Genomic DNA, 26,063 nt, shown 5'->3' with positions numbered 1-26,063 from the left:
CGGTTATCCCTTGGTGTTCTCGGTGACGTCGCCCTTGGTGATCTGGGTGAAATCGGCCAGACCGTTCCAGGTCAGCTGGGCCGTCACACCCGGCCCGACGCCGCCGGCCGCCGTGTAGTCCCACAGCGGGATCACCGGCAGATCGTGCAGCAGGATCGCCTGGGCCTGATTGACCAACGCATACGACTGGTTCGGGTCGAGCGCCCGTTCGGCCTCGACCAGTTTCGCGTCGAACGCCGGTGAGTTGTAGACGGGGTCATTGGAGCCGGCGCCGGTCACGAACTGGGGCTGCAGGAACTCGATCATCGACGGGTAGTCGCCCTGCCATCCGCTGCGGAACGCGGTCCGAATGGTCCGCTTGGTGATGGCGTCGCGGACCTGCTTGAACGTCGGCTGCGGAGCGCCGTGCGCGTCGATGCCGAGCGTGTTCTTCAACTGATTCGACAGCGCGTCCACCCACACCTGGTGATCGCCGTCGGAGTTGTACGCGACCTCGAAGGTGCCGGACCACGGGGCGATCGCGTTGGCCTGCGCCCACAGCTGCTTGGCCTTGACCGGATCGAACGTCAGCACCTCGTTGCCCGGGATGTTCGGATCCCAGCCTGGTAGCGACCGGGCGGTGAAGTCCTGCGCCGCACCGCGGGCGCCGCGGAAGATCGCCTTGATGATCTCGGGCCGGTTGATCGCCATCGAAATAGCCGTGCGTCGCAGGCGACCCTCCTCGCCGGTGAAATGCGGCAGGTAATAGGGGATGCCGAGTTGCAGATTCTGGGCGGTCGGTTTGGTCAGCGCCCTGCTGCCGAGCACCTTCTTGTACGTGCCCAGCGCGCTCACCGGCACGGTGTCGAGCACGTCGAGGTTGCCGGACTCGAGGTCGGTGTACGCGGTGTCGAAGCTGCTGTAGAAGATGAAACTCAGGCCACCGTTCTTCGGCTTGTCCGGACCCTTGTAGTTCGGGTTGCGCACGACGTCGAGCTTGACGTTGTGCAGCCAGGCGTCCGGGCTCTTCAGCATGTAGGGGCCGTTCCCGACGGGATGCTCGCCGAACTTGGCGGCGCCTTCGGCGAAGAACACGTCGGGCAACGGCTTGAACGGCGTGAACCCGAGCCCCAATTTGAAGTCGATGTTGGGGCTCGTGAGGCGCACCGTGAAGGTGTAGTCGTCCACCACCTTCAAGCCCGACATGTCGGTCAGCGGGGAACCCTCGGCGGCGACGGCGTCGTAACCCTCGATCGGTGAGAAGAAGCTCTGCTGCAGCTGCGCATTGATGGTGGCCGCACCGAAATTCCATGCGCGGACGTAGTTTTCGGCGCGCACCGGGGTGCCGTCGGTGAAGGTCCAGTCGCGCTTGAGGTGAACGGTGTAGTGCTGGTTGTCGGTGGTGTCCACGGACGCCGCGTTCGCCAATACCGGCGTGCCGTCGGCGGTGTAACTGTAGAGGCCGGTGAACAACGAGTCGACAATGCGACCACCCATGTTCTCGTTGGTGTTGGTGGGCACCAGACCGTTCTGCGGCTCACCGCCGTTGACGGTGATGATCGCGTCCGGGCCGGTGCCGTAGTTACCGCGCGCGCCTTCCAGGCTGCATGCCGACGCGGCCAGCACCACGCCCGTCGCCGCTGCGCACAGTGACCTTGCTGCCCATTTCACTTCGGACCTCCGATCGAGCGCCTCACATTTCCACAACTCGATTCCCTCGGCCAGACGAGGAACGTCAGGTCGTGAGGGGATCGAGCTTGTTCGGCAGTTTCGGCGGCTGTGACGTGCCACGATGGAGGCAGGGCGAACGATCGAGCGGTGTACCGATGAACGGTAGCGACAGGGCGTTGGGGCGCGTGGTCGCGCTGATCGTGCTGCTGTTCGTCGTGTCCCTGGCGCTGCGCGGGTATCTGCCCGGCAGCGGTCACCCGCACCCCGACAAGCCGGCGAGCAGCACCGCGGGCCAGGTTGGCATCGACACGGTGCTCGTCGTCTCGGTGCTCATCGTCGCGATCGGCTTCATCGCATCACGCCGGCGTCCGAGGACGGCCGGCGCGTCGGCGACCTTCCAGTTGCCGGGATCGTTCGACGGCAAGCTCACCTGGAAGCCCGTAGGCCGTCTGCTGCTGATCGGGGGCGGGGTGTTCCTCGCCTGGCTGGTGATCCTTCTCCTGCTGTCACATCTGCAGCTGCTGCAACTGCCTGTCCTGCCCTTCGCGGAACCCCCGCAGAACAGAGCGCCGATCAACCCGGTGCCCTCACCGCCGCCGTCACCGGCACCGACACAGCCGCCGGCAGTACCTCGGCAACAGGAGCCCAGCGTCTTCGGTTACCTGCTCGCCGCCACCGTGATGATGTTGCTGCTGTGGGCTGTCGGCGGTGTCCTGGTCCGCAGAAGCCGGCGTGCTCCCGAACCGCAGCCGCCGGTCCCTGACGGCCCGGAACCGATGGTCGGGGAGTCCACACCGGAAACCCTCACGCGGGCAGCGGAATTCGGCCTGGCCGAGATCGGCGACCGCAGCCGCGGTCCGCGCGAGTCGATCATCGCCTGCTACGCCGCAATGGAGCGGGCTCTGGCGGACGCTCCGGGCGCCGCGCCGCAGGAATCGGACACGCCGTCTGAAGTGCTCGCCCGGGCCGTCGAACACCATGCATTGCATGCCGGCAGCGCGACCGAGCTGGTCGCCTTGTTCGCCGAGGCGCGCTTCAGCCCGCACGTCATGACCGAGCATCACCGAGAGATCGCCGCCGGGGCGCTGCTCCGGGTACTCGACGAGTTGCGGAGCCTGACATGAAGAGGCTTGGGATCGTCGGGATTACGTTGGTGATCGGAGCGGAACTGCTCATGCTCGTCCTCGGAGATCGCCGAGCGGTCGGGTGGGTCTCCGCGGTTGTCGCAGTGTTCGTGCTGTGGGCTGTCCGGCGCCGGCTCGTCGACCGCGGACCGCGGTTCGTCGAACCGGCCGGGAACGACGCGGAAGAGTCGTTGCGGGACTGGATCGTTCGCACCGAAACGCTGATCCAATGGTCGGAGACGACGCGCGGCGACTGGGATCAACACCTGCGGCCCACGTTGGCGCGGGAGTTCTTCATGGCGACCGGTCCGCAGCAGGCCAGGGATCCGGCCGCGATGCAAGCGACCGGGCGGATGGTATTCGGGGATCAGTTGTGGCAGTGGGTGGATCCGCACGATGTCCGCCGGTCCAGCCGTGGCGAGCCGGGACCGGGCCGGGCCACGCTCGATGAAATCCTGCACCGATTGGAGCGGCTATGACGATGCCGGCAGAGCTGACGACGGCCCATTCCGAGGCGGTGCTCGACGAGATCGAACGCGTGGTGGTGGGGAAGCGAGCCGCGCTGACCCTCATCCTGACCGCCGTGCTCGCGGGTGGCCACGTGCTCATCGAGGACCTCCCGGGACTGGGGAAGACGTTGATCGCCAAGTCTTTTGCGCGAGCATTGGGCCTGGCCTTCACCCGTGTGCAATTCACCCCGGACCTGCTGCCCGCCGATCTGCTCGGCTCGACTATCTACGACATGCAGTCCGGCCGGTTCGAGTTCCGGCGCGGGCCGATCTTCACCAACCTGCTGCTGGGCGACGAGATCAACCGGACGCCGCCGAAGACCCAGGCCGCGCTGCTGGAGGCCATGGCGGAAAGTCAGGTGAGCATCGACGGCGAAACTCACCGGCTGCCCGCGCCGTTCATCGTTCTCGCCACGGACAACCCCATCGAGTACGAGGGCACCTACCCGCTGCCGGAGGCACAGCTCGACAGGTTCGCGGTCCGAGTCGAACTGAAGTACCTGTCCGGTGCCGACGAAACGGTGATGCTGCGCCGCCGTCTCGAACGTGGTTCCGCCGAACCGATGGTGAATCAGATTGTCGATGCCCATGATCTGCTTGCCATGCGCGAGTCGGTCGAGCAGGTGACGGTGCATGACGACGTCCTGCACTACGTGGTGTCGCTGGCGGCAGCTAGTCGCAGTCACCCGCAGGTGGTCGTCGGCGCCAGCCCCCGGGCCGAGCTCGATCTCGTGCAACTCGCCCGTGCGCGTGCCCTGCTTTTCGGCCGGGATTACGTGATTCCCGAGGACGTCAAAGCACTTGCCATTCCGGTGATTTCGCACCGGATCAGTCTCAAGCCGGAGATGTGGGTACGCAGCGTCCATGGCAGCGACATCGTGGCACAGCTGCTGCAACGCCTGCCTGTGCCGCGGACACGCGGTGGGCCGTCGTGACGAGTGCAACCGAACCCCGCGAAGTCGAATTGCGTTGGCGTGCATCCTCGCTCACGAAGGCCATCGCCACCTGCACCGGCATCGCCCTCGCCGTGGCGGTGCTCGGCCCGCGGTGGCAGCTCATCGCCTTCGCGGCGCCGCTGCTCGGTGTGCTGTGCTCGGTCAGCTGGCAGCGCCCGTCCGCCACGGTGTACGTACAGGGGCGGCCCGGCCTGACCCGGTGCTTCGAGAACGACAAACCGGAGCTGACGGTGTGGGCGACGACGGATGCGCCGGCCGTCGCGGCCGAGGTGACGGTGTCCGTCGAATCCGGAATGGACATCGAGGTTCTCGAGGGCCGTGCCGCACCGCGGCAGACCGTCGTGGTGCGGGCCGAACGCTGGGGCCGTTATCCGATCCGGGCCAGGGTCGACGCGGTGGCGGGCGGGGGATTACTGGCCGGGACGGGCACCGTCGAAGCCGCCGAAGTCTTCGTCTTTCCCGTTGCCCCGCCCCAATCGACACCGGTACCGCGCATCGAATTGCCCGACCGGCTCGGCACGCACCTCACTCGCCACGTCGGACCGGGCGTCGAGTACGCGGACGTCCGTGCCTACCTGCCCGGCGACCAGCTGCGCACCATCAACTGGCCGGTGAGCGCCCGCCGGGGCCGGCTTCACGTCACCGAACGGTTGACCCACCGTGCCGCCGACGTGGTCGTGCTCATCGATACGAGCATGCAGCCTCTCGGACCGGCGTCCGCCGCCATGGAGCGAGTCGTGCTCGGCGCCGCGCAAGTGGTGCAGAGCGCGCTGCGGAACGGTGACCGCGCCGGCATCGTCGCGCTCGGTAGCGCGCGGCCGCGGTGGATCGGCGCCGACATCGGCCAGCGCCAGTTCTACCGCGTACTCGATGCCGCGATGTGCGTTGGGCGTGAATACGAAACGACGACAGGCACATTGGCGCCGCGTGCGGCCGTCCCACCCGGCGCGATCGTGTTCGCCTTCTCGACGTTGCTCGACACCGCATTCGCGTTGGCGCTCACCGAGTTGCGGAACCGCCGGCACACCGTGGTGGCCGTCGACGTGCTGGAAGGGCCGCCGTTCGACGGCGAGCACGATGCGACGCTGGCCCGCATGTGGGCGCTGCAGCGTCACGCGATGTACCGCGACATGGGGATCGTCGGCGTCGACGTCGTGCCGTGGCCGTCGACTGCCACTCTGGACCAGGCGCTGCGGTTGATGCCGGCGCGCCGGCGGGCCGCGAGGCGGTGACGCGATGACGACCGACGCGGCAACCCGGTTGGGTCAGCCTGGTGCCCGGACGCTTTCGACCGGCTTCGGTGTCCTCATGGTCGCGGTGGCCGGTATCCAGGCCCAGGGCATGGCCTTAATCGTTGCCGTTGCGGCACTGGCGGCGGTGGCTACCGGGCTGGCGTTCCGGGCTGCGGCGACGGGGGCTGTACTGCTCACGGTGGTGGTACTGGCTCTGTCCGACTCGCCGGCGCTGGTCGCGGCACTATCGGGACTGTCCGCGGCCGCGTACCTGCTGTTGCGACATGCGGCGGGCGCCGGGGTGGTCACCATGACCAGGCCGACACTGCTTGGCATGCTTGGTTTTACACTCATCGGCGTCGTCGCCACCGCGGTGAATCCGGACCTGCCGTGGCTGCCGCTGCTGGCGCCGCCGGCGGTGGTCGCGCTCTACTGGCTGGCGTTGGCTCCGCACACCGAGTCCAACCGCCGGAATCGGGTGTCTGATCTCAATACTGTTGCACCGTAAGTACATCGCACTGATATTGCTCAGCTGCCGTACGCACCATACGACGGTCACCATGAATCTCTGCGAGGTCACGCCGATCCGGCGTAGTGTGGGGTAATCGGCGGTATCTCGCATGCGGCTGTTCGAAGCTGTTTCGTCGCCGAGTTGAACTGATCTGGCCGATTCCCGGCCGAGAGCGGAGCGTCGCGATGACGCCTCAAACTGCGGCGTCGACTGTCGTCGCGCATGCCTCGCCTGAACGTGTTTGACCGCAAGGCAACTCGCTGGCTCAACGCAGTCACGAGGAAAACGCTAGAGATTGGATTTTCATCATGACCGTCCACGTCACGCGCGACGGCGGTGCAGTAGACGAATTCGCACGCTTCGCTGACCGCTACATCAAGCACACCGACGGTTCGCTTGAGATCGTCCGCTCCGGGTCTGCGCAGACCAACAAGTACGGTGCGGGATCTTGGGTCGACGTGACCGGAGACGAGAAGCAGCCGCGGCATGTGCGTTTTCGCGAGTGGTTCGCCCGGTTGATCGCGCGTGTCGGGGGCAGCGAGAAGCGTTAGGCCACTGCCTCGGCATGTTTCATGGTCTGCGGGGCTAGGCGTCGACCAGCACGTCGGTCAGTCGCATCGCGATGGTCGCCCGCCGCGAGGCCAGCTGCCGCGCTGAGCGCTGAATCTCCGCCGTCTGCGCGGTCCGGACGGCCTGGTAGCGCTGGAGTGCTGCGGCGACATCACCGTCGCCAGCATCGGTCAGTTGACGCGCGAGCTCGGCACCGTCCTGGATCGCCTGATTGGCGCCCTGCCCGCCGAACGGCGTCATCGGATGCGCGGCATCACCGAGCAGCGCGACGCGGGCGGTGGTCCAGCGGTCGACGGGGTCGCGGTCGTAGACGGGGTGCATGTACACCGGACCGGTGGCGCCGCGGATCAGCTCGCCCACAACGGGTTCGAAACCGTCGAATTGCCTCGCCAACGCTGCCAGGTCCGCGCGCGCCGACCACAGGTGCAGTGGTGGTTCATCGATGCCGAGGGTGGCGTCGACCGCTACCTGCCGGCCCGCGCGCACCGGCATTGCGATGACGTGTTTGGCGTAGTCGGCCGAATGCCACGAGCGTAACCGGTCGTTCGGGCGGGTACCGAGACAGTTGACGGGGCTGACGGCGCGGAAGATCACCGAACCGCAGTAGTGGATCGAGTCATCGCTGAAAAGCCCACGCACGGTGGACCGCAGCCCGTCGGCGCCGATCACCAACGGAGCGCGCAGGACGGTTTCGTCGGTGAAGGTGAGCGCGACGTGTTCGTCGTGCTCGGCGATCCCGGTCAGGCGGTGGCGCAGGCGAATTCGGTCGCGGCCGAGATGCGCCACCATCAAGGCATGCAGATCGGCCCGGTGCACGGTGCGTGGTGACAGCTCGGTATCGGCGTATCCGAACCGGCCGTGTTCGGCACCGATTTCCGGGATCGCCGCGTAGTCGGTGACGGATTCCACGTGACCACTCTGATCGTGCGTCTCGAAATACCGCGTCGCCGAGGAGGTCTGGTTGAACTGCTCGAGCATGCCCCATTCGCTGAACAGTCGCAGCGTCGGTGGCGAGATGCCGAGCGGGCCGCCGACCTCGCCGAGCTCACGGGTCTTGTCCACCACGATGGCGTGGTGGCCATTGTGGTGGAACGCAATTGCTGCGGCGAGCCCGCCCAGGCCTGCGCCGACGATGACGATTGGTGCGGTGGTGTGGTCTGACACGGTGTGCCTTTCTACAGATGGGGGAAGCGCGCCAGGCCCTCGGCGTCGAGCGCGAGTCGGGGCACGGTGTCCGGTCGGTGGCTGACGACGGTGCGCACGTTGCCGATCGGCAGCCACAGCCCGTCGTGAATGAGCCGGCGCTGGATGTCATGCACCAGCTTTCGGCGCTCGGTGTGGTCGGGGCAGTGCAATTGCGCGTCGAGCAGGTCGTCGAGGTGTTCGCGTTCGGTACGACACATCGCGTTGCGTTGCTCGATCGCGAACTGATAGCGCAGCGCATCGGGATCGATTGCGGTGTAATAGAAGAACCGGAAATCGTAGGTCCTCGCCTGCTGCCGCGACCGGAGCTCGCCGAAGTCGACGTCGCGGAGTGCCAGCTCGACGCCGTGATCGGCCCAGTGTTCGGCAACGGCCGACAACAGTTCGCGGTCGATCGGGGAGAACGAGCTGTTGAACACCACCTCGAACCGCAACGCGTCGGCGCCGGCCGAATCGAGTAGTCGCCGTGCCGTCGCAGTATCGCGCCGAAGCTGCGCGGAGCAGTCGAGGTGGTGCTGCGCGGTCGGGGTGAGCACCGAGCTCGCCACGGCGTAGCCGCACGACTGCAGGATCGGGCGCAGTCGCTCGCGATCGATCAGCAGCGACAGTGCGCGCCGGATTCGCGGATCGGCGAGCGGACCGCGGGAGACGTTGGGGCACAAGCCATAACTGATTCCCGGGTGGTGGATTTCGGCGGTGAGAAAGCCGGCTGTGGCACCGGCGCGCACGTCGGCCGGTCCGTCGTAACCCGCGCCGAACAATAGGCGGTGCCTGCCATTGGTGAGGCATCCCGTATCTACCGGCACCCACGCCCCAGTGCCCAGGCGCACGTCACCGGCAGACGGCTTGCTGACCGCCAGGTTCACGCCGGCCAGGCTGTGCAGGAACGCGGCGTTGTGCCGCTCGAACCGGAACACGACGGTATCGCCGTGCGATTCGACAGCGGACAGTCCGGCGAGCGCAGCAACAGCCGACGGCAGGGGAGTGCTGGCCGCGAGATCAGTCATGATGTCGCAGAAGCTGTTTCGGATGAGGGTGGCGGTCAACGGGACCCCGTCGGAGAAGCGCCGGCCGGGCGCAATCGTCAGTTCCACCGTGAGCGGATCGGGACGCGACCAACTCGACGCCAGCCACGGCCGCACCTGCGCGGTCACCGGGTTGACGTCGACGAGGCTCTCGAACACCTGGCGCACATAGGTTTTCGAGATTCCGTTGTAGGCCAGGCGTGGGTCCGTGGTGAGCTGCCCGGGAGGCCAGGCGAAAACGATGTCGCTCATCACCGCCGGACCTCGACACGAGTGACCGACCGTGCCGCGACGGACGCTACGACGCCGACGACGGCGATCAACGCTCCGGCGAAGACGAACAGCCGGTGCGGACTCTCGAAGTCGCCGATTGCCGTCGCACCGACCGACACCCCGATAGCCGCCCCCAACGCCCGCAGGTAGTGGTACACCGCCGAATCAAACGTGACCCGAACGGAATTCGTCAGCACGTTCGTGGCCAGTGAACTCCACAGGAAGCCCATGGCGCCGCCCATCACCGTGGCGCCGATCAGCAACGAGTCCACCTCGTCGGCGGTCACTGCGACCCAGCAACCGGCCAGTGCCAGGCACGCCGCGCCGTAACTCACCAGCCGGATGTTCTTCGCGGTATCGCCGGGACGGCCGAACTTCGAAATCGGCAGCAGGCCCGCGACCACCGCCATGGGTACCAGAACGAGCGCGGCCCGGTAGGAGCTGAACGATTGCATCCGTTGTAGGACATAGATCACCACCAAGGTGAACACGTTGGTCGCGATGCCCGCCACGAAGACGATCAGGAGGCTGCGGTACAGCACCGGCTGCCGGGCCTCGTCGCCCGCCGACGATCGGCAGGTGGCGATGACCACGACGCCCAGCCCCGTCGCCAGCGCGCTGAGCAGGACCTTGGTCGCCGGCTCGGTGGTCGCCCCGACCGCGAGGAAGATGGCGACCTGCGCCAGCCCGACGCCGATGATCAAACCCCTGCCCCGGCGGGAGTTCTCGGCCGCGGAGTCGGGCGCAGCTGCCCCGCCATGTGCGCCCCACGCCAGCAGTGGAATCGACACCAACGTGGTCAGCACCGTCTCGTAGGGGAAGGCCCGCCACCCCCACGCGTCGTTGAGCACCGCGGTGATCAACGGTGAACACAACGCCGACGCCGATACCACCAGCCCCCAGGTGCCCAGGAATGCCGTGTGGTGATCGGGATAGAACTGTTGCCGCGCGATGCGGAACAACTGCGGTGCCAGCACGGCCGACACCGCGCCCTGCAGGAACCGGACGATGATGAGTACCGAGAACGAAGGGCTGAGGCTCGCAGCGATGCCGAGCACCGCGAGCGCCGCCGAACTGACGTAGAACGTGGTGATCGGCCGGCATCGGTGCAGCCGCAGGCCGGCCGGCAGCAGGGTCGCGCAGAAACCGGCCAGGAAGGCCACGCCGACGTACGCGGCACGGCCGTAGGGCAGATGGAAGAAGTCCGCGATCGACGCGTTCAGAAGGACGGTCGCGGAGGAATTCGAATAGAGGGTGTACTCAGCGAGGTACAGCGACGCCGCAACGGCGCAGAGAGATGGCTTCATTTCTCATCACAGGAAAAGGGAACGTTCGGGCAGCGAGAATCAGCGCGCGAATTTGTTCAGCGGCGCCAGGCGGGCGCGGTTCCAGATCGAGGAGAGAAAAGTCGGGGTGCACGACGAGTACGCCCGCACCATGGGTGCGGGAGCCTGGTCAGAACGAGCACCCACGCCGGCGACTATACCGGTTACCGCCTGCGGAGCCCCGTTGCGTGTGGCCAGAATCGCAGGCGCGAGGTTTGCCGGAAACGCGCCTCAGCGAGGTCCGCGGGCGGAGTTCTGATTGCTGGTTGGAAGATATTTGCAGTTCAGGGGTTTGTCTTACTTTCCTGCATGCGGGTAAGATGTGCAGATGCTGATTCGCCACCTCCGTAGCTCAGGCGTTGCCGGCGCTGCGGTGCTGCTGACCGTCACGGCCCCGCTCATCATCACCGGTGCGACTCCGGTGGCTGCTGCCGACGACTGTCCCGACGCCGAAGTCATCTTCGCGCGCGGCACCGACGAGCCGGCAGGTATGGGCCGGGTCGGGGATGCCCTCGTTGATGCGCTGCGCAAGCAGGCCGGCGGCTTGACCATCAGGTCGTATGCGGTGAACTACAAGGCCACCATCACGCAGCGGCACAGTGGCGAGGGGGCCAAGGACGCGATCGCTCACATCAAGTCCACGGCGTCGGCTTGCCCCGATACAAAGATCGTTCTGGGTGGCTACTCGCAAGGCGCGAGCGTCGTCAACATCGTGGCCGGCTTCTCCGGTATCAACTGGGGTGATCCGTTGCCGCCTGAGTACAACAAGAACATCGCGGCCGTCGCTACTTTCGGCAACCAGGCAGACCGCACCGACGGAGCGCCGCCGACCCAGAACTCACCGCTCAGTCCCAAGGCGATCGACCTCTGTAATCCTGCCGACCCGATCTGCCACGCCGGTGCGGGCAATTCCTGGAGTGGACACACGCAGGGTTATGTTCCCGCTTACACGGACCAGGCAGCGGCTTTCGTGGCGTCGAAGCTCCTTGCCGGCTCGCATCTGACACCGCCCGGGTACGGCTCGCAGTTCCCGGCGTATGGCCCGCAGCCCGGTACCAACCCGCAAATGGGCTACGGCGCATTGCCCGGACCTCCGCAGACGTACGGCACGCCGCCGGGCCCGCAGGCCGGCTACGGATTGCAGCCTCCCAGTTCGGTTCCGTCGACCTCCACTACGACGTCGCCGACTCCCGGACCCGCTTTGTCGTAGCGCCGCTGCTGTGCGCAGCAGTACGTGCGCACAACAGGTTTCGCAGTTTTCGGCGGACTCCACGACCGGCATCTTGAGCGCTACGGTGACGAATCCAGTTGCAAGCGAACAGTTTTGATGCAATTCATGGCACGCCGGCCTGTCGGCGGCGTGAGTACGCCATCGTCGCGCGCAACCACAGTTACGTCAGAACTGCTGTGGAACAACGGGTCTAGCGCGTCGTGGCATTGACGGCGCTGTGATAAAACCGGCGAAATTCCGTTTCAGGTAAGCACGGCAAAGTCCTGAAGAATTGCTGTACGTCACGCATTGTGCGGCGTACGCTTTCCCCAGCTGCGCCGGGTGCGGCCTGCCTCGGCGCAGTGCGAACTTCGGGAGCAACCATGTTGGCCCAGGGATTTGATGTCGTCATCGTCGGCGCTCGATGTGCCGGCTCGCCGCTGGCCACGATGCTGGCGCGGCAGGGTGTGAACGTTGCGGTACTCGAACGCGCGACATTTCCGCGAGACACCCTGTCGACCCACATCTTCGAGGCCGACGGGTTGGCTTTCCTCGATCGGCTCGGCGTGACGGATCAGCTGCACGCAACCGGTGCGCCGTTCATGATGCGGTCCAATTCCCGCGCCGAGGACTTCCGATTCAATGTCGAATGGCCACAACGCGCAGGCGATGTCGGAGGTAGTGCCTCGGTCCGGCGCACCCTGCTCGACCCGATCCTCGTCGGTGCCGCCGAGCAGGCGGGGGCTGAAGTGCGAATGGCTGCCGATGTCACGGGCCTGGTGCAGGACGACGGCCGGGTCACCGGCGTGCGCGTCCGGACTCGCGGCCGGGAGGACGAGCTGCGTGCCCGGCTGGTCGTCGGCGCAGACGGTCGTAACTCGACCGTCGCCAATCTTGTTGCGGCACGGAAGTACAACGTCGTGCCCAATCAACGGTTCGCGTACTGGGCTTTCTTCGAGGGCGCGAACATGCCGGCGGAACCGACCAATGTGTTCCATCGGTGGGCCGACAAGTTCGTGATCAGCGCCGCAGCCGACAACGGGCTGTATCAGGTCATCGTGATCCCCGAGTTGAGCGAGCTCCCGCGATTCCGCGCCAACCTCGAACGCAGCTTCATGGAACACGCCCTCAGTTGTGAACCGGTGGCCGAGGCGCTTGAGGGTGCTCAGCGGGTCGGCAAGTTGTTCGGGATGGTCCACTACAACGGTTTCTTCCGGGACCCGTGCGGGCCGGGGTGGATGTTGGTCGGCGACGCCGGCCATTTCAAGGACCCGGCGCCGGGCCGGGGGATCGGTGACGCGTTCGCACAGGTCGACGCGGCGGTGCCGAAAATCATGGCGGGGCTGGGCGGTTCACTGGAGGTGCAGGACGCGGCGCTGACGATGTGGGCCGGTGGCGCGATCACGAATTCTCCGATCATTATTGGTTCGCCGACGATCTGGGCAAGGCGGGCCGAGTGCCGGCCGTCTTCCCGCAGATGGTGGCGGACCTGCACGACAACGGGCAGATCGGGCGGTTCCTCGATCTCTTCACGCACCGGGAGAAGTCGTCGCAGGTGCTGAGCCCGGGCCGGTTGTTCGGCTCGGCGGGGCGGCTCCTGCGACGCAGACCCCAAGGCAGGCGCGCCCTGATGAACGAGGTGCGGACGCTGGTCGGCGAAAATGCGCGTCATCAGTTCCTCAACCACCGCCACGCGTACGCGACGGCGGCCGAGGCGCTGAAACCCGCTGGTGCGACAGAGGTTGACGCCACCAGCACAGCGTGAGCGCCTGTCAGGTCAGGGTGTACGACGTCATCGACAGCGACCCGTAGGTATAGCCGTCGACGAGCACGTGCGCAGGGGTGTCGGCGGCGGCGCACAGCCCGGCGAAATAGAGCATCGGGATGAAGTGGTCCGGTGTCGGTGCGGCGGCGGCGAAGTCGGGATGTTCCCGAAGGCGCAGAATGTCCGCGGGTGCGGCGGTCAGCAGATCGGCCGCTGCATCGTCAAACCTTGTGGCCCAATCGAATCCGCTGTCGGGAAGCCGTGTGTTCATGGCCCGCAGGTTGTGCACGATGTTGCCGCTGCCGACGATCAGCACGCCGCGGCTGCGCAACTCGGCCAGTTGTGCGCCCAGCGCGACGTGTTCCTCCAGCGGCTTCTCGGCGTTGATCGACAACTGCACCACCGGGATCGAGGCATCCGGGAAGGCATGCACCAATACCGACCAGGTGCCGTGGTCGATGCCCCAGCTGTCCCGGTCAGCGCCGACCCAGGTGGGTTTGACGGTCTCGGCGATCTCGTCGGCCAGCTGGGGCAGTCCCGGCGCCGGGTACTGCACACCGAACAACTCCTGTGGGAAGCCGTAGAAGTCGTGGATGGTGCGGGGCTGCGCCATCGCGGTGACCGCGGTGGCGTTGATGTACCAGTGCGCACTGATCACCAGGATCGCCCGGGGCCGTGGCACCGACTGGCCGAATTCCGTCCATGCGGCTGTGTACCGGTTGCGTTCCACGGCGTTCATCGGACTGCCATGCCCGATGAACGCGGCGGGCATGACGGTGGGCAGGTCGACTGATCCGGTCATTGTCCGATCAACGCTACCGACATTCCTCCCGGGTTGCCGCTCGGGCAGCAGCGCGCCCCGCGCGCCGCCCGAAGAACGAGCCCGCACCCAGCTGGGTGCCGCTGGAGTACCCCTTGGCGTCCTGCGCGATGGTGGAGGCACAGGCGCCGGCTGCGTACAGCCCGGCAATGGCGCTGCCATCGTCGCGTAGCACCGCACCGTCGGCCGAGATCGCCAGGCCCCCGAGGGTGAAGCCGCTGTAGAACGCCTTGCCCAGACTCAAGTCGAATGCCGCCCATGGGCCGACGTCCTGCGGCTCGAGATACTTTGCGGCCTTGTGGAAGTCGGGGTCCTCGCCACGCGCCGCACCCGCGTTGTACCTGTCGAGCGCGGACTGCAGCCGGCCGGCCGGGATACCGAGGGCAGCTTCCATCTCGGCGACTTCCTCCCAGCCGTCGATCAACTGAACCAACGGCATCGTCGGCATCTCGACATGTCGTGAATCGACGACGAGGTACGCGACACTGTCGGGCTGCTCGAGGGCGAAGGCGGAAGTTCGCGCGTGATAAGAGTCTTCGGCGACGAACCGGTCCCCGTTGCGGTTCACGATGAGGCCGGTGAGGAGCGTCGCGGGCGGATAGACCGGGGCGGTCATGAACGCCTGGTCGAGGTATTTGGTTGCGGCACCGACAGATTGGCCCATACGGATACCGATGCCGTCGTCGTAGGTGCTGCCCAAGGCGAAAACGCGGTCGTCGGCCAGACGCGGCACATGCTGCGCCAGCATCTCGCGGTTCATCACGAAGCCGCCGGTGGTCAGGACGACGGACTTCGCCCGCACTGCGCCTGTCTCACCGAAGTGCTTCCAGGTTGCGCCGACGACGCGGTCGCCGTCGACGACGAGGGCGGACACCCCCGTCTCGTAACGGATTTCCGTGCCGAGTTCGCCCAGTCGCTCGACAAGAAGCTTGACGACCATGCCCGCTCCGCCGGTATCGCCGGGTACCGGGACCTTGTGGCCCCGTGGGGCCGGAGTCGCCTGCTCGCGGAACGGCCACACCTGCTCATTGCCGGTGTACATCAGTCCTTGTGTCTCCGGCTGAATGACGGCCTTGTGGGGGTAGTAACTGCGCTCGAACTCGAATCCGAGGGCTTCCAGCCACCGGAAATGTTCGGCGCTTCCCTCGCAGTAGGCGTTGATCAGGTCCGGCACAGGATCTTTCGAGACCGCGGTCAGATAGGCGGCCATCTCGGCGGCGGAGTCGCTGTGGCCCGTGGCCTCCTGCACCACGGTGCCGCCGCCCAGATAGAAGTGGCCGCCCGCCATCGCCGTGGTGCCGCCGGCCACCGCGGCCCGCTCCAGCACGAGTACGCGCGCACCCGACGAGGCTGCTTCGACGGCCGCGCATCCGCCTGCCATGCCGAGTCCGACCACCAGGACGTCGACCTCATCTGAGAACGACGAAACACTCTGTGCAGATACTGTTTCCGGAATCATCACGCACCCGCCGAGGTCTTCTTGATGTGCTCGAACATCGCCCGAATCTCGGGGCTGAACTCGCCGAGTTCGATGTACGGCACGCCGGCCGACGCTCCGTCGACATAGGCGAAACGCATCAATCCGCCGGACATCTCACCCTGTTGCACGATGGCCAGTCCCTGTTCCTGTGCCGACGCGACGGCCGCATCGAAATCACCTGGCTCGAAGCACACATGGTGCAGACCCGGTCCGCTGCGATCCAGGAATTCGGTGTAGATGCTGACGCCGCGCACCGGTTGGATCAGCTCCAGCTGCATGTCGCCCGAGTAGGACATCGAGATGTGGGCAGTGAAATCTGCGGGTTCCCCGTGCAGGCGGCAGGTTTCCGGCCCGAACTCGATGTTGGGCAACCGGACCCATGAACCGACGCCGAACTGCTTGCTCAGCAACTGCTCGGTTGCCTCGATGTCTTCGGTGACCCAGGCGGTTTGGCAGATCGGTCCATACGAGACGGTCATGGGTTTCCTTCCGGGAAGCCGGCTGTGCGACTGGACGAACCACCTCAAACTAAGCGCGTTCGCTTAAATGGTCAAGCATTGGTGATTGCATTCTGAAGCGCGAGAACTACACTGACGCCTGTGAGTCGGACCGATGCACGCATTCAGCTGCTTCTCGCCGGCGAACGCCTGATCGCGGAATTCGGCCCCGAGGTGTCGCTGCGCGACGTCGCGGTGGCTGCGGGTCAGCGGAACAATTCGGCCGTCCACTATCACTTCGGATCGCGAGACGGCTTGATCAAGGCCATCATTGGTCATCGCCAGGCCCCGTTGGAGCAGGCGCGGCTGGCACTGCTGGCCGACCACGAAAGTGCCGGGGAGCCTGACGACAGCATCACCGCCCTGGTGGCCATCCTGGTCGAGCCGCTGTTCGACACTCCGTATTCCGATGGGTCGAGCCACTACGCCCGTTTTCTCGAACGCGTGCGCCATCATCCGGTCATGGCCGAACTCACCCTCACGGCGGAGCAATGGCCGGCCACCCGAATCCTCACGACCCGGCTGCTGAGGGCACTCGATCACCTACCGGAAGCGCTTCGGCGCCAACGCATGGCGGCAATGGCCTCGGTCATGTACACGCTGCTCGCCGACCACGAACGTCATGTGGAAGAGCATCGCGACGCGGTCCGCGGTGCCCTGAGTGAAGCCGAGGCGAGGGACAACATCGTCGCGATGGTCGTCGGTCTGCTCACCGCACCGATGCCCGCACTGATCGAACCCCGGTGAGAACAACGATGGAGGAGCGTATGTCGGTCACGGACCAGGAGCAGCCGGACGTCCGGCAGATCGAGGCGGGGGAGAACCCGACCAGGTTCGCCCGCGGCTGGCACTGCCTCGGCCTGATCCGTGACTTCAATGACGGTGCGCCCCATCAGATCGACGCGTTCGGTACGTCGTTGGTGGTCTTTGCCGACAGTCAGGGCCGGCTCAACGTGCTCGACGCCTACTGCCGCCACATGGGTGGCAACCTCGCGTACGGCAGCGTCAAGGGCGACTCGATCGCGTGCCCGTTCCACGACTGGCGCTGGGGCGGTGACGGCAAATGCACCTTGGTGCCCTACGCCAAGCGGACGCCGCGGCTGGCGCGCACCCGCTCGTGGCTCACGCTCGAACGCAACGGGCAGCTCTTCGTCTGGAACGACCCGCAGGGCAACGCCCCGCCGCCGGAGGTCGACATCCCCGAGATCGAGGGATACGGCACGGACGCCTGGACCGACTGGACCTGGAACATTCAGCTCATCGAAGGTTCGCACTGCCGCGAGATCGTCGACAACAACGTCGACATGGCGCATTTCTTCTACGTGCACTACGCATTTCCCCGGAACTTCAAGAACATCTTCGAAGGCCATGTCGCCACCCAGGTGATGGACTCGACGCCGCGGGATGACATGGTCGTCAGCACCTTCCATGACCCCACGTCGATTCTCTATTCTGAGGCTTCGTATTTCGGACCCTCGTACATGATCGACCGGCTGCGCAGCGTGGCCAACGGGATGACCGTCGACACCATCCTGATCAACTCGCATTATCCGGTCAGCCCGAACTCGTTCGTGCTGCAGTACGGTGCCATCGTCAAGAAGCTGCCCGGCCTGACCGAACAGGAAAACGCCGAACTCGCACGGACTTTCATCGAGGGAGTGCAGACCGGTTTCGAGCAGGACGTCGAGATCTGGAAGCACAAGGCCCGCATCGACAACCCACTGCTCACCGAGGAAGACGGACCGGTATATCAGCAGCGCCGCTGGTACGAGCAGTTCTATGTCGACGTCGAAGACGTGACACCGGATATGACCGACCGCTTCGAGTACGAGATCGACACCACGCATTCCATCGAGCGCTGGGAAGCTGAAGTGGCAGACAATCTGGCTGCCCTGGCGTCGGGCTCTCTGTCACAACAGGATTCAGCCCTCACCGGGGTGGCTGTGGCCGAGTAGGGCGGCCACCAGGTCGAGCGCGGTACCGATCTCGGGGGCGCCGCCGCCCAGCAGCGGCGCATACAGATGCGCGTCGCACATGCGGATGAGCGCGAGGCCGAAAGTGGCGGTGGGTAGCGGTAGTTCCATTCGGCCGGCGGCCACCTCGGCGTCGAGGAGTTCCCCCACCAGGCGCCCCGCGGTCTGTTCCACGAGACCGGGCAGCAGCATGAGCCGCACGATCAGGAGCGGCTCGCGCTGCGACACCGCCTGCAGCGGTTTCGCGTCGACAACCGCATTCAGAAACCGGTCCATCACCGCAAGGATGTATTCGGTGCCGCCGGGTGGTCCGGCGTCGGCTCCGGCCTCGGCGGCCATGTCGGCGACGGTGCGCCGAAAGGTGCGTTCGGTGGCCTCGGCCAGCACGGTGGCCAGCAGGTCTTCCCGGTTACCGACGAGCCGGTAGAGGGTTGAGCGACCGATGCCGAGTTCGGTGGCCAGTGCCGACATGTCGACCGGCTCGCCTGCCAGGTACAGCCGGGTCGCCGCGTCGACCGCGGCCTGGCGGCTCAAGGCCGTGCCCAGTCGCGCGGACGGGGCGGGCGTCGTCGAATCAACTCCGGACATCCCTCCATTATGGGACATTGCGCCGCTGTGTGCCAGTGTGGCACACTTCGCCTATGTGTCCCACGTAGTGGGGCCATGTTCCGCCAACCCCACGAGGAAGTTGACATGAGCACGCGATTCGAAGGAAAAACCGCGATCGTCACGGGTGCCAGTCGTGGCATCGGATTCGCCATTGCCCAGCGTCTGGTCGACGAAGGCGCCAAGGTGGTGATCACCGCCCGCAAACAGGAAGCGCTCGACGCCGCCGTCGAGAACCTTGGCGGCCCCGACGTCGCGCTGGCCGTGGCCGGCCGCGGCGACGACACCGAGCATCAGGATGCCGTGGTGGCCAAGGCCCTCGAAAAGTTCGGGACCGTCGACTATTTCGTCAACAACACCGGCATCAACCCGGTGTACGGGCCGCTCATGGACATCGACATGGACGCCGCGCGCAAGATTCTCGAAGTCAACGTGCTCTCCGCCCTGTCGTGGGTGCAGAAGGTGAACCGGGCCTGGCAGCGTGAGCACGGCGGCGCGATCGTCAACGTCGCCTCGATTGCCGGGCTGCGCCCGGCGCCGGGCATCGCCTTGTACGGGGTCTCGAAAGCCGCGGTCATCCACCTCACCGAGGAGCTGGCCGTCGAGCTGGGTCCGAACATCCGCGTCAACGCCGTCGCGCCCGCCGTCGTCAAGACGCGCTTCGCGACGGCGCTGTACGAAGGCCGCGAAGAAGAGGTCAGCTCGCACTACGCGCTCAAACGCCTTGGGGTGCCGGAAGATATCGGCTCGGTGGTGGCGTTCCTGCTGTCCGACGACGCCGGCTGGATGACCGGTCAGACCCTGACGATCGACGGCGGCGTGCTGCTGGGCGGCGGCGTCTGATGGCCGCCGACACGCATCTCGAACTGCCGGGGCTGGACCTGGACCGCCTCGGTGCGTGGCTGTCGGCCACCATGCCCGACGCCGGTGCCACGCTGTCGGCGACGTTGATCGCCGGTGGCAAGTCGAACCTGACTTACCGTGTCACAGATGGCGATTCGTCGTGGATCGTCCGCCGGCCTCCCGTGGGCGAGTTGCTCGCCACGGCCCACGACATGAGTCGCGAATATCGGATGATGTCGGCGCTGGCGCCCACCGCGGTGCCCGTGCCCGCGATGTACGGATTCTGCGATGACGCTTCCGTGCTCGGCGCACCCTTCTATGTGATGGCCGAGATCGACGGCACGCCCTACCGGCAGGCCGCCGAACTGACGGCGCTGGGCGCCGAGCGCACCCGGCTCATCTCGGAGCGACTCGTCGACACCCTGGTCGCGGTGCATTCCGTCGATCCCGCCTCGGTAGGGCTCGCGGACTTCGGCCGGCCCGAAGGGTTCCTCGGGCGTCAGGTCGGCCGGTGGCACAAGCAGTTCGCGGCGGCCCGCACCCGGGACCTGCCCGTCATGGAAAAGCTCTATGACGCGCTGTCGCAGCGGGTTCCGGCCGATTCGGCACCCGGCATCGTGCACGGCGACTACCGCCTCGACAACGTGCTGTTCGATTCCGCGGACCGGCCCGCCGCCGTCATCGACTGGGAGTTGGCCACCATCGGCGACTCGCTCACCGATCTCGCGCTGATGGTGGCCTACGGGCAGTTGGCCGCATCGGGCAACGGGGAGGTCTCCGATGTCAGCGAAGCCCCCGGCTTCCTGACCGAACAGGAGATCATCGACCGCTACCACGCCGGAATCGACCGTCCGCTAGGTGATTTCGGCTTCTACCTCGGTCTCGCCTTCTTCAAGATGGCAGGCATCTTCGAAGGTATCCACTACCGCTATGTCAACGGGCAGACCGTCGGTGACGGATTCTCGTTCGCCGGTGACGCGGTGCACTTCCTGCTGGACGCCGGCCTCAACGCACTCAAGGAGCACTGACATGGAATTCGCGTACGACGCCAAGACCAACGAAATGATCGCCGAACTCACGGCGTTCATGGAAAGCCACGTCTATCCCGCCGAGAAGACGTTCCACGAGCAGCTGGGCGCCCTGGACAACCGGTGGGCGTGGGACAGTGTCCCGGTCCTCACCGAGCTGCGCGCCGAGGCCCGGCGTCGCGGTTTGTGGAATCTGTTCCTGCCGGGGCAGAAGGGCGCGGGCCTGACCAACCTGCAGTACGCCCCGCTCGCCGAGATCACCGGCCGCAGTATCCAACTGGCGCCCGCGGTGTTCAACTGCGCCGCCCCGGATACCGGAAACATGGAGGTGCTCAACGAATTCGGCACCGAGGAGCAGCAGCGCCGGTGGCTCGAACCGTTGCTGGACGGCGAGATTCGGTCCGCCTTCGCCATGACCGAACCCGACGTGGCGAGCTCGGACGCCACCAACGTCGAGCTGTCCATCGTGCGGGACGGCGACGAGTACGTGATCAACGGTCGCAAGTGGTGGATCACCGGCGCGATGAATCCCAACTGCACGGTGTTCATCGTGATGGGCAAGACGGACCCGACCTCCGAACGCCACCGCCAGCAGTCGCAGATCCTGGTGCCCCGCGGCACCCCGGGCCTCGAGGTGCTGCGCGGCATGGAAGTGTTCGGGTACGACGACCACGACCATGGCGGGCACGCCGAGCTGCGGTTCACTGACGTGCGGGTGCCGGTGTCCAATCTGATCGGTGAAGAGGGCGGCGGGTTCGCGATCGCCCAGGCCCGTCTCGGACCGGGCCGCATCCATCACTGCATGCGGGCGATCGGCGTCGCCGAGCGCGCCATCGAGATGATGTGCCAGCGGGCCGCGAGCCGGGTCGCGTTCGGCAAGCCGCTTGCCGAGCAGGGCGTGATCCGGGACTGGATCGCCGAGTCCCGTGTTCGCGTCGAACAGCTCCGGCTGCTGGTGCTCAAGACCGCCTGGCTGATGGACACCGTCGGAAACCGCGGCGCGCACACCGAGATTCAGTCCATCAAGATCGCCACGCCGCTCACCGTGCAATGGATTCTGGACAAAGCCATCCAGGTGCACGGCGCCGGCGGGGTGTCGCAGGACTTCCCGCTCGCCGCGATGTACGCGGGCATCCGCACGCTGCGCTTCGCCGACGGGCCCGACGAGGTGCACAAGAACGCTCTCGCCCGGACCGAGCTCAAGAAGCACCTGGCGGGCTGACCGGCACGCGTTGGTGTGGCGGCGTTCCTGCCGGGCAGGGGCGCCGCCCACCTGCATCTTTATTTGCATCAGAAATGACGATTAAATAGCGTGGTCATGTGCGGTTGACCGGTTTCAGTGACGTCGGGCTGCGGATCTTGATCCGGCTGGCCGCCGAAGACGGCCGGCAGCGGATTTCGACGCGGCAGATCGCCGAGGACATGCAGATCTCCTACACGCACGCGACCAAAGCGTGTGCGCACCTGGCGGCGTCCGGGTGGCTGGACGCCGACCGCGGTCGCGGCGGCGGGCTTGCCCTCACCGCGGCCGGTCGCACCGCCCGTCTGGGCGACGTGGTGCGGTCACTGGAAGACGATGGTGACACCGAGCTGGTCGACTGCAGTGGGCTGGATTGCCCACTGCAGTCGGCATGCCGGCTCCGCGCGGCGTTGGCGCAGGCCAAAGCGGCGTTCTACGCGTCGCTGAACACCACCACGGTCGCCGACCTTGCGCAGCCGCCGACGAGGAACCTGCTCATCAGCCTCGGCGCACTGGCCGCGCAGATCGATTCCCGCACCGATTGAACCGAGTGGCCCGCCGGATCGTGGTACCCGTACACCGCTGCGCAAGGGGATCACGATGCAACTGTCCGCACGCCTGCCCACTGCTCTCGCCGCGACCGCCGTCGCCATGGCCGTCATCGCACCGGCGCCGCCCGCCCCGCCCGCCTCCGGCCATGCTTCGCCGCCGGCCGTGACGAGGGAAATCCGTTTGGCCGCAACAGTTCCGCCGGGCGGGCTGATCACCAGCTTCGTGAAGAACCAGGGGATCTACTGCTCCATCATCTGCCCGCTGCTGGCGCAGACCGTCACGACCGGTGTCACCACGACGCTGCAGGAGCCGGGGGTGTTCCTCTCCGCGTTGGCGGCGAACGGACCGCTCAAGGCTCTCGGCATCGCCGCGGCATCGATGACGGGACCCACGGCCGCCGCCATGGACAAGGCGATCGATGCCGACGCCGCCATTCCGGCGAAGCGGGCACTCAACGCTTTCGAAGTCGGCGTGGTGGGTCTGCTCAACATTCCTCCCGCGATCCCCGCCGGTCCGGGCGCGGTGCTCGACGCGTTCCAGCAGTTCCGCCAGCAGACCTACGACGCGCTCAACGCGCCCGTCGTCCGGAACCCGGAGCCGACGGTCATGCCGCGCGGCGTGTTCCAGGTCGCGGTGATCGGAGTCATCAATGTGGTTGCGGCCGTGATCTTCCCGGGCTTGAACTTCTTCCTTGCCGGCGCGTTCCATGTACCTGATGCGGTGGCTCAGGAACTGGCGAACAGCGGCAATCCGCTGCGCGCGTTCATGGCGGGCGTCCAGACCGCAGGTGGCGTGGTGACCAACGCCGCGAACGTCGTCGCGAACACCATCGTCACCGAGGCGAACAAGGTCCGCGCAGCTGCCATGCAGCCCGGTGCCTTCACCCCGGTGGCGGCGCCGAAGCCCGTGACGACGTCGGCCGTCACACCCGAGGTCACCATCGCCCAGACGCCGCCGAAGAAGCCGAAGAAAACGCCGCCGTCGCAGTCATCGGGGCAGTTCCCCAACCCGTTGGCCGGGCTCGCCAACGGTCTGACGAAAGCGACGAAGGCACTGACGCCAAAGCCCGATCCCAAGTCGAAGCCGGACGCCAAGGCTGGTCTTCAGCCCAGCGACCGCGGCGCCCAAACCGGACTGCCGTCGCGCCCCGCCTTGCGCGCCAACCGGTGATTGCGCCCCCGCAGCAGCCGTAATTGCAAGAGCGATTCGGTCCAGAACGCCCAGCGCGGAGGCGACGTCCAGGTCGCGTCGAACAGTTTCTTGGTGGCGGCCAGCGCGTCGGGGGACCGCTCGATCAGCTGGGCGGCCAGCTCCTCGGCGGCCAGCAGCGGGTCGTCGGCGACGGCGGTGACCAGTCCGTAGCCCAGGGCATCGGTCCCGGAAAACACCTCGGCGGTCATGGTGAGCCGCTTGGCCACATCCATCGGCAGGAGCTCGCGCAGAGTCACCGACCCGGTCATGTCCGGGATCAGGCCCCAGCGGGCCTCCATGACCGACAGCTTGCAGTCCGGCGTCGCGATTCGGAAGTCCGCGGCCAGGGCCACCTGCAGGCCGCCGCCGTAGCAGTGGCCGTGTACGGCCGCGATCACCGGAACCGGCAACTCGCGCCAAGCCCAGCAGGCCTGTTGGAACAGGTTGGTCTTCTGCCCCGGGAACTTGCCGAAGTTGCGCACGGCGCTCAATCCCTGCAACTTCGCTCCGGCGAAGTCCAGCCCGGTGCAGAACGCCCGCCCGTCGCCACGCAGAATCACGACGCGTACAGAACGGTCGCGAGCCAATCGATCGGGGACCGTGGCGAGCGCTTCCAGCATCGGCAGGTCCAGGCTGTTCATCTTGTCGGCCCGGTTGAGCGTCGCGTAGGCGATGCCATCTCGAACTTCGACGGTGATCCGATCCATTGCCATGGGGGCAGGATAGTGCGGCGCTGTCGCCTACCACAGCGCCGCTCGAAGCTGTGGGTATTTGGTGAAAATGCCCAAACAGCCCCACGGTCGAGGAACCCGCCCTACTGTGCAGCGGCAACGTCAACTGCGAACTTCAGCAAACCGGCGGCGCGCCAAGGCCTACCCGCGAGACAATTCATTCCGTTTCGCGAAGACTGTGTCCGAAACCGGAATCGATACGCTACTGTGATCCGCGTGACAGGCGAGGCGCGCGCGACCATGGCGGAACGCCAGCGGGCGAAACGCGCTGAGCTGGTACGCGAAGAAGTCATCGAAGCGGCATTGGCGGAGTTCGCTGAGCGGGGATATCACCAGACCTCCATCAGTCACATCGCCAAGCGACTCGGGTCCGGCCATTCGATGTTCTACCGGTACTTCGAGAACAAGCGCGACATCGTCGACCACGCCGTGCGCCAGGTAAATGCCCGGGTGCTGGCGGCCATCGGCGACTCGACGCCGGGACGCCTGACGTCCATCACCGAATTCCGTGACCATCTTCTCGGCATCGGCATGGCGTACAGCGAACTCCTCGCCGATGAACCGCGCCTGATGCAGTTGATCGTCGTGCAGGCCGCCGGCGTCGACCAGCAGATGACCGAGGAGTTCCAGCGGCTCTTCGACGACGGCGCCCGTGTGCTGGCGAACATGCTCCGGGACGGCATCAATCAGGGCTACATCCGTGCCGACGTCGACGTGCGCGCCACCGCCCAGACAATCTGCGCCATCCCCTTCGGCATCGCCCTTCGCTACGGACAGAAGCCGAGCCGCGAGGAGTTGCTCGCACAGACCATCGCAAGCAATGAACTGGTGTGCCGCGGCATCGCCACCGAGTGGCCGCAGTCCGGCCAGGAAGCGGCAGCCCGATGACCGACCAGGCACAACCAAGGGGACTGGCGAAGTGGGGCGCCATCGCCGAGGCCATCGACTGGGTCAAGCGTTATCTGCAGAACCACCCGATCGCATCGCTGAGTACCGCCGGCGGGCAGATCGTCCTCGGCCTGCGGACACTGGAGTACCTGTTCTTCGACATCGTCAAGGGCCGCTTCCAGGTGCGCGAATTCCTGGACCAGGCCGCGTTCATGGCCGGAACCGCCTTCACCCCAACGGTTCTGGTGACGATCCCGATCAGCGTGACGCTGTCGATCCAATTCGCGTTGCTCGCGGGCCAGGTCGGCGCGTCGTCCCTGTCGGGTGCGGCGACCGGGCTGGTGGTCATCCGGCAGGGCGCGCCCCTGGTGGCCTCGCTGCTGCTGGCGACGGCGGTCGGTTCGGCCGTCTGCGCGGACCTCGGATCGCGGACCATGCGTGAGGAAATCTCCGCCATGGAGGTGATGGGCGTGTCCCCGATCCAGCGCCTCGTCGTGCCGCGGCTGGTCGCCCTCGTTCTCATCGGTGTGCTGCTGACCGGCGTCACCAGCTTCGTCGGTTACCTGGCGAGCTACATGTTCAACGTCTACCTGCAGAACGGCACACCGGGCTCGTTCATCGCGACGTTCTCGTCGTTCTCCACCGTCGGTGACCTCGCCCTGGCGATGGTCAAGGCCATCGTCTTCGGCGTCATCGTGGCGGTGATCAGTTGCCACAAGGGGCTGGACACCCGCGGCGGTCCGGCCGGTGTGGCCAACTCGGTGAACGCCGCCGTGGTGGAGTCGGTGCTGCTGATGATGATCGTCAACGTGGTGATGAGCCAGCTGTACGTCATCGTGTTCCCGAAGACGTCGATCTGAC

The 26,063-nt window shown here is 66.3% G+C and carries 28 protein-coding genes; 18 read left to right on the top strand and 10 right to left on the bottom strand.

The window, feature by feature from the left end:
• Positions 1-3 precede the first annotated feature (3 nt).
• On the bottom strand, positions 4-1,650 hold the full coding sequence (locus ACJEIK_RS20055; protein WP_374704231.1) for an ABC transporter substrate-binding protein: 1,647 nt from the start codon (positions 1,648-1,650) through the stop codon (positions 4-6).
• Positions 1,651-1,805: 155 nt separating this feature from the next.
• Between ACJEIK_RS20055 and ACJEIK_RS20050 the strand changes: the two genes are divergently transcribed.
• The 6 genes from ACJEIK_RS20050 to ACJEIK_RS20025 all read left to right on the top strand — a co-directional run bounded on the left by ACJEIK_RS20050 (position 1,806) and on the right by ACJEIK_RS20025 (position 6,533).
• On the top strand, positions 1,806-2,774 hold the full coding sequence (locus ACJEIK_RS20050) for a DUF4129 domain-containing protein (protein ID WP_064860808.1): 969 nt from the start codon (positions 1,806-1,808) through the stop codon (positions 2,772-2,774).
• Positions 2,771-3,253, top strand: a complete 483-nt coding sequence (locus ACJEIK_RS20045) for a hypothetical protein (RefSeq protein ID WP_064860807.1) — start codon at positions 2,771-2,773, stop codon at positions 3,251-3,253. Before ACJEIK_RS20050 ends, ACJEIK_RS20045 begins: the two co-directional genes overlap by 4 nt.
• Entirely contained in the window at positions 3,250-4,218 is a 969-nt protein-coding gene (locus ACJEIK_RS20040) for an AAA family ATPase (protein WP_064860806.1), read from the top strand. The genes ACJEIK_RS20045 and ACJEIK_RS20040 overlap by 4 nt, the downstream gene beginning before the upstream one ends.
• The gene (locus ACJEIK_RS20035) at positions 4,215-5,471 is read left to right on the top strand and encodes a DUF58 domain-containing protein (RefSeq protein WP_064860805.1); all 1,257 of its coding nucleotides are present in this window, start codon (positions 4,215-4,217) and stop codon (positions 5,469-5,471) included. Before ACJEIK_RS20040 ends, ACJEIK_RS20035 begins: the two co-directional genes overlap by 4 nt.
• A gap of 4 nt (positions 5,472-5,475) precedes the next feature.
• Positions 5,476-5,979 (top strand): hypothetical protein, encoded by a 504-nt coding sequence (locus ACJEIK_RS20030; protein ID WP_064860804.1) that lies wholly within the window; start codon positions 5,476-5,478, stop codon positions 5,977-5,979.
• 311 nt (positions 5,980-6,290) lie between these two features.
• Positions 6,291-6,533 carry a hypothetical protein gene (locus ACJEIK_RS20025; RefSeq protein WP_064860803.1) on the top strand — a complete coding sequence of 81 codons (243 nt, stop codon included), beginning with the start codon at positions 6,291-6,293 and terminating at the stop codon, positions 6,531-6,533.
• Between the two features lie 34 nt (positions 6,534-6,567).
• Here the strand turns inward: ACJEIK_RS20025 and ACJEIK_RS20020 are convergent, their stop codons facing one another.
• The 4 genes from ACJEIK_RS20020 to ACJEIK_RS20005 are packed head-to-tail and all read right to left on the bottom strand — an operon-like array spanning position 6,568 to position 10,525.
• Complete coding sequence (locus tag ACJEIK_RS20020) at positions 6,568-7,716, bottom strand: FAD-dependent oxidoreductase (protein WP_064860802.1); 1,149 nt, start codon at positions 7,714-7,716, stop codon at positions 6,568-6,570.
• Positions 7,717-7,727: 11 nt separating this feature from the next.
• On the bottom strand, positions 7,728-9,032 hold the full coding sequence (locus tag ACJEIK_RS20015) for an ABC transporter substrate-binding protein (RefSeq protein ID WP_135355311.1): 1,305 nt from the start codon (positions 9,030-9,032) through the stop codon (positions 7,728-7,730).
• Positions 9,032-10,360: an MFS transporter gene (locus ACJEIK_RS20010; RefSeq protein ID WP_135355310.1), complete on the bottom strand. Its 1,329-nt coding sequence runs from the start codon at positions 10,358-10,360 to the stop codon at positions 9,032-9,034. Before ACJEIK_RS20010 ends, ACJEIK_RS20015 begins: the two co-directional genes overlap by 1 nt.
• A 39-nt stretch (positions 10,361-10,399) precedes the next feature.
• Positions 10,400-10,525, bottom strand: a complete 126-nt coding sequence (locus tag ACJEIK_RS20005) for a hypothetical protein (protein WP_256370082.1) — start codon at positions 10,523-10,525, stop codon at positions 10,400-10,402.
• A gap of 181 nt (positions 10,526-10,706) precedes the next feature.
• Between ACJEIK_RS20005 and ACJEIK_RS20000 the strand changes: the two genes are divergently transcribed.
• The 3 genes from ACJEIK_RS20000 to ACJEIK_RS19990 all read left to right on the top strand — a co-directional run bounded on the left by ACJEIK_RS20000 (position 10,707) and on the right by ACJEIK_RS19990 (position 13,353).
• On the top strand, positions 10,707-11,588 hold the full coding sequence (locus tag ACJEIK_RS20000; RefSeq protein WP_135355309.1) for a cutinase family protein: 882 nt from the start codon (positions 10,707-10,709) through the stop codon (positions 11,586-11,588).
• 383 nt (positions 11,589-11,971) lie between these two features.
• Positions 11,972-13,150 (top strand): NAD(P)/FAD-dependent oxidoreductase, encoded by a 1,179-nt coding sequence (locus tag ACJEIK_RS19995; protein ID WP_135355308.1) that lies wholly within the window; start codon positions 11,972-11,974, stop codon positions 13,148-13,150.
• 68 nt (positions 13,151-13,218) lie between these two features.
• Positions 13,219-13,353 carry a hypothetical protein gene (locus ACJEIK_RS19990; RefSeq protein ID WP_256370081.1) on the top strand — a complete coding sequence of 45 codons (135 nt, stop codon included), beginning with the start codon at positions 13,219-13,221 and terminating at the stop codon, positions 13,351-13,353.
• Between the two features lie 7 nt (positions 13,354-13,360).
• On the opposite strand, the gene ygiD is transcribed toward ACJEIK_RS19990, so the two are convergent.
• The 3 genes from ygiD to ACJEIK_RS19975 are packed head-to-tail and all read right to left on the bottom strand — an operon-like array spanning position 13,361 to position 16,132.
• Positions 13,361-14,155, bottom strand: a complete 795-nt coding sequence (gene ygiD, locus ACJEIK_RS19985) for a 4,5-DOPA dioxygenase extradiol (RefSeq protein WP_138250005.1) — start codon at positions 14,153-14,155, stop codon at positions 13,361-13,363.
• A 13-nt stretch (positions 14,156-14,168) separates the two neighbouring features.
• Positions 14,169-15,632, bottom strand: coding sequence for an FAD-binding protein (locus ACJEIK_RS19980; RefSeq protein ID WP_409430185.1), 1,464 nt, complete (start codon positions 15,630-15,632; stop codon positions 14,169-14,171).
• Positions 15,632-16,132, bottom strand: coding sequence for a VOC family protein (locus ACJEIK_RS19975; protein WP_409430184.1), 501 nt, complete (start codon positions 16,130-16,132; stop codon positions 15,632-15,634). The genes ACJEIK_RS19980 and ACJEIK_RS19975 overlap by 1 nt, the downstream gene beginning before the upstream one ends.
• A gap of 120 nt (positions 16,133-16,252) precedes the next feature.
• Here ACJEIK_RS19975 and ACJEIK_RS19970 point away from each other — a divergent pair, with 120 nt between their 5' ends.
• Positions 16,253-16,897, top strand: a complete 645-nt coding sequence (locus ACJEIK_RS19970; protein ID WP_409430183.1) for a TetR family transcriptional regulator — start codon at positions 16,253-16,255, stop codon at positions 16,895-16,897.
• 20 nt (positions 16,898-16,917) lie between these two features.
• Positions 16,918-18,105: a Rieske 2Fe-2S domain-containing protein gene (locus ACJEIK_RS19965; protein ID WP_409430182.1), complete on the top strand. Its 1,188-nt coding sequence runs from the start codon at positions 16,918-16,920 to the stop codon at positions 18,103-18,105.
• Here the strand turns inward: ACJEIK_RS19965 and ACJEIK_RS19960 are convergent.
• Positions 18,073-18,711, bottom strand: coding sequence for a QsdR family transcriptional regulator (locus ACJEIK_RS19960; protein ID WP_409430181.1), 639 nt, complete (start codon positions 18,709-18,711; stop codon positions 18,073-18,075). The two genes, ACJEIK_RS19965 and ACJEIK_RS19960, sit on opposite strands and share 33 nt — an antisense overlap.
• A 105-nt stretch (positions 18,712-18,816) precedes the next feature.
• On the opposite strand from ACJEIK_RS19960, the gene ACJEIK_RS19955 reads away from it, so the two are divergent.
• The 5 genes from ACJEIK_RS19955 (at position 18,817) to ACJEIK_RS19935 (ending at position 23,562) form a co-directional block, all read left to right on the top strand.
• Positions 18,817-19,572, top strand: a complete 756-nt coding sequence (locus ACJEIK_RS19955; RefSeq protein ID WP_409430180.1) for an SDR family oxidoreductase — start codon at positions 18,817-18,819, stop codon at positions 19,570-19,572.
• Entirely contained in the window at positions 19,572-20,600 is a 1,029-nt protein-coding gene (locus ACJEIK_RS19950) for a phosphotransferase family protein (RefSeq protein ID WP_409430179.1), read from the top strand. The genes ACJEIK_RS19955 and ACJEIK_RS19950 overlap by 1 nt, the downstream gene beginning before the upstream one ends.
• A gap of 1 nt (position 20,601) precedes the next feature.
• Positions 20,602-21,822, top strand: a complete 1,221-nt coding sequence (locus ACJEIK_RS19945; RefSeq protein ID WP_409430178.1) for an acyl-CoA dehydrogenase family protein — start codon at positions 20,602-20,604, stop codon at positions 21,820-21,822.
• Between the two features lie 98 nt (positions 21,823-21,920).
• Complete coding sequence (locus tag ACJEIK_RS19940) at positions 21,921-22,385, top strand: RrF2 family transcriptional regulator (protein ID WP_409430177.1); 465 nt, start codon at positions 21,921-21,923, stop codon at positions 22,383-22,385.
• Positions 22,386-22,440: 55 nt separating this feature from the next.
• Positions 22,441-23,562, top strand: a complete 1,122-nt coding sequence (locus ACJEIK_RS19935) for a hypothetical protein (RefSeq protein ID WP_409430176.1) — start codon at positions 22,441-22,443, stop codon at positions 23,560-23,562.
• Here ACJEIK_RS19935 and ACJEIK_RS19930 read toward each other — a convergent pair.
• Positions 23,496-24,290 (bottom strand): crotonase/enoyl-CoA hydratase family protein, encoded by a 795-nt coding sequence (locus ACJEIK_RS19930; protein WP_133426955.1) that lies wholly within the window; start codon positions 24,288-24,290, stop codon positions 23,496-23,498. The two genes, ACJEIK_RS19935 and ACJEIK_RS19930, sit on opposite strands and share 67 nt — an antisense overlap.
• 264 nt (positions 24,291-24,554) lie before the next feature.
• On the opposite strand from ACJEIK_RS19930, the gene ACJEIK_RS19925 reads away from it, so the two are divergent.
• Together ACJEIK_RS19925 and ACJEIK_RS19920 are read left to right on the top strand one after the other, a co-directional pair.
• Positions 24,555-25,202, top strand: coding sequence for a TetR/AcrR family transcriptional regulator (locus ACJEIK_RS19925; RefSeq protein ID WP_163693257.1), 648 nt, complete (start codon positions 24,555-24,557; stop codon positions 25,200-25,202).
• Complete coding sequence (locus ACJEIK_RS19920) at positions 25,199-26,062, top strand: ABC transporter permease (protein WP_110783998.1); 864 nt, start codon at positions 25,199-25,201, stop codon at positions 26,060-26,062. The genes ACJEIK_RS19925 and ACJEIK_RS19920 overlap by 4 nt, the downstream gene beginning before the upstream one ends.
• Position 26,063 lies beyond the last annotated feature (1 nt).

The sequence above is a fragment of the Mycobacterium sp. SMC-16 genome (assembly GCF_046250085.1).
GTDB lineage: Bacteria > Actinomycetota > Actinomycetes > Mycobacteriales > Mycobacteriaceae > Mycobacterium > Mycobacterium phocaicum.
Note: the sequence above shows the minus strand (reverse complement) of the source record. Positions and strands in the feature narration are given on the sequence as shown.

Bases quoted from the DNA above. Each gene is read 5' to 3' on its own strand.
- ACJEIK_RS20050 (WP_064860808.1), top strand. From the start codon at position 1,806: ATGAACGGTAGCGACAGGGCGTTGGGGCGCGTGGTCGCGCTGATCGTG.
- ACJEIK_RS20045 (WP_064860807.1), top strand. From the start codon at position 2,771: ATGAAGAGGCTTGGGATCGTCGGGATTACGTTGGTGATCGGAGCGGAA.
- ACJEIK_RS20040 (WP_064860806.1), top strand. From the start codon at position 3,250: ATGACGATGCCGGCAGAGCTGACGACGGCCCATTCCGAGGCGGTGCTC.
- ACJEIK_RS20030 (WP_064860804.1), top strand. From the start codon at position 5,476: ATGACGACCGACGCGGCAACCCGGTTGGGTCAGCCTGGTGCCCGGACG.
- ACJEIK_RS20025 (WP_064860803.1), top strand. From the start codon at position 6,291: ATGACCGTCCACGTCACGCGCGACGGCGGTGCAGTAGACGAATTCGCA.
- ACJEIK_RS20015 (WP_135355311.1), bottom strand. From the start codon at position 9,032: ATGAGCGACATCGTTTTCGCCTGGCCTCCCGGGCAGCTCACCACGGAC.
- ACJEIK_RS20010 (WP_135355310.1), bottom strand. From the start codon at position 10,360: ATGAAGCCATCTCTCTGCGCCGTTGCGGCGTCGCTGTACCTCGCTGAG.
- ACJEIK_RS20000 (WP_135355309.1), top strand. From the start codon at position 10,707: ATGCTGATTCGCCACCTCCGTAGCTCAGGCGTTGCCGGCGCTGCGGTG.
- ACJEIK_RS19995 (WP_135355308.1), top strand. From the start codon at position 11,972: ATGTTGGCCCAGGGATTTGATGTCGTCATCGTCGGCGCTCGATGTGCC.
- ACJEIK_RS19990 (WP_256370081.1), top strand. From the start codon at position 13,219: ATGAACGAGGTGCGGACGCTGGTCGGCGAAAATGCGCGTCATCAGTTC.
- ygiD (WP_138250005.1), bottom strand. From the start codon at position 14,155: ATGACCGGATCAGTCGACCTGCCCACCGTCATGCCCGCCGCGTTCATC.
- ACJEIK_RS19980 (WP_409430185.1), bottom strand. From the start codon at position 15,632: ATGATTCCGGAAACAGTATCTGCACAGAGTGTTTCGTCGTTCTCAGAT.
- ACJEIK_RS19975 (WP_409430184.1), bottom strand. From the start codon at position 16,132: ATGACCGTCTCGTATGGACCGATCTGCCAAACCGCCTGGGTCACCGAA.
- ACJEIK_RS19965 (WP_409430182.1), top strand. From the start codon at position 16,918: ATGTCGGTCACGGACCAGGAGCAGCCGGACGTCCGGCAGATCGAGGCG.
- ACJEIK_RS19960 (WP_409430181.1), bottom strand. From the start codon at position 18,711: ATGTCCGGAGTTGATTCGACGACGCCCGCCCCGTCCGCGCGACTGGGC.
- ACJEIK_RS19955 (WP_409430180.1), top strand. From the start codon at position 18,817: ATGAGCACGCGATTCGAAGGAAAAACCGCGATCGTCACGGGTGCCAGT.
- ACJEIK_RS19950 (WP_409430179.1), top strand. From the start codon at position 19,572: ATGGCCGCCGACACGCATCTCGAACTGCCGGGGCTGGACCTGGACCGC.
- ACJEIK_RS19945 (WP_409430178.1), top strand. From the start codon at position 20,602: ATGGAATTCGCGTACGACGCCAAGACCAACGAAATGATCGCCGAACTC.
- ACJEIK_RS19935 (WP_409430176.1), top strand. From the start codon at position 22,441: ATGCAACTGTCCGCACGCCTGCCCACTGCTCTCGCCGCGACCGCCGTC.
- ACJEIK_RS19930 (WP_133426955.1), bottom strand. From the start codon at position 24,290: ATGGATCGGATCACCGTCGAAGTTCGAGATGGCATCGCCTACGCGACG.
- ACJEIK_RS19925 (WP_163693257.1), top strand. From the start codon at position 24,555: ATGGCGGAACGCCAGCGGGCGAAACGCGCTGAGCTGGTACGCGAAGAA.
- ACJEIK_RS19920 (WP_110783998.1), top strand. From the start codon at position 25,199: ATGACCGACCAGGCACAACCAAGGGGACTGGCGAAGTGGGGCGCCATC.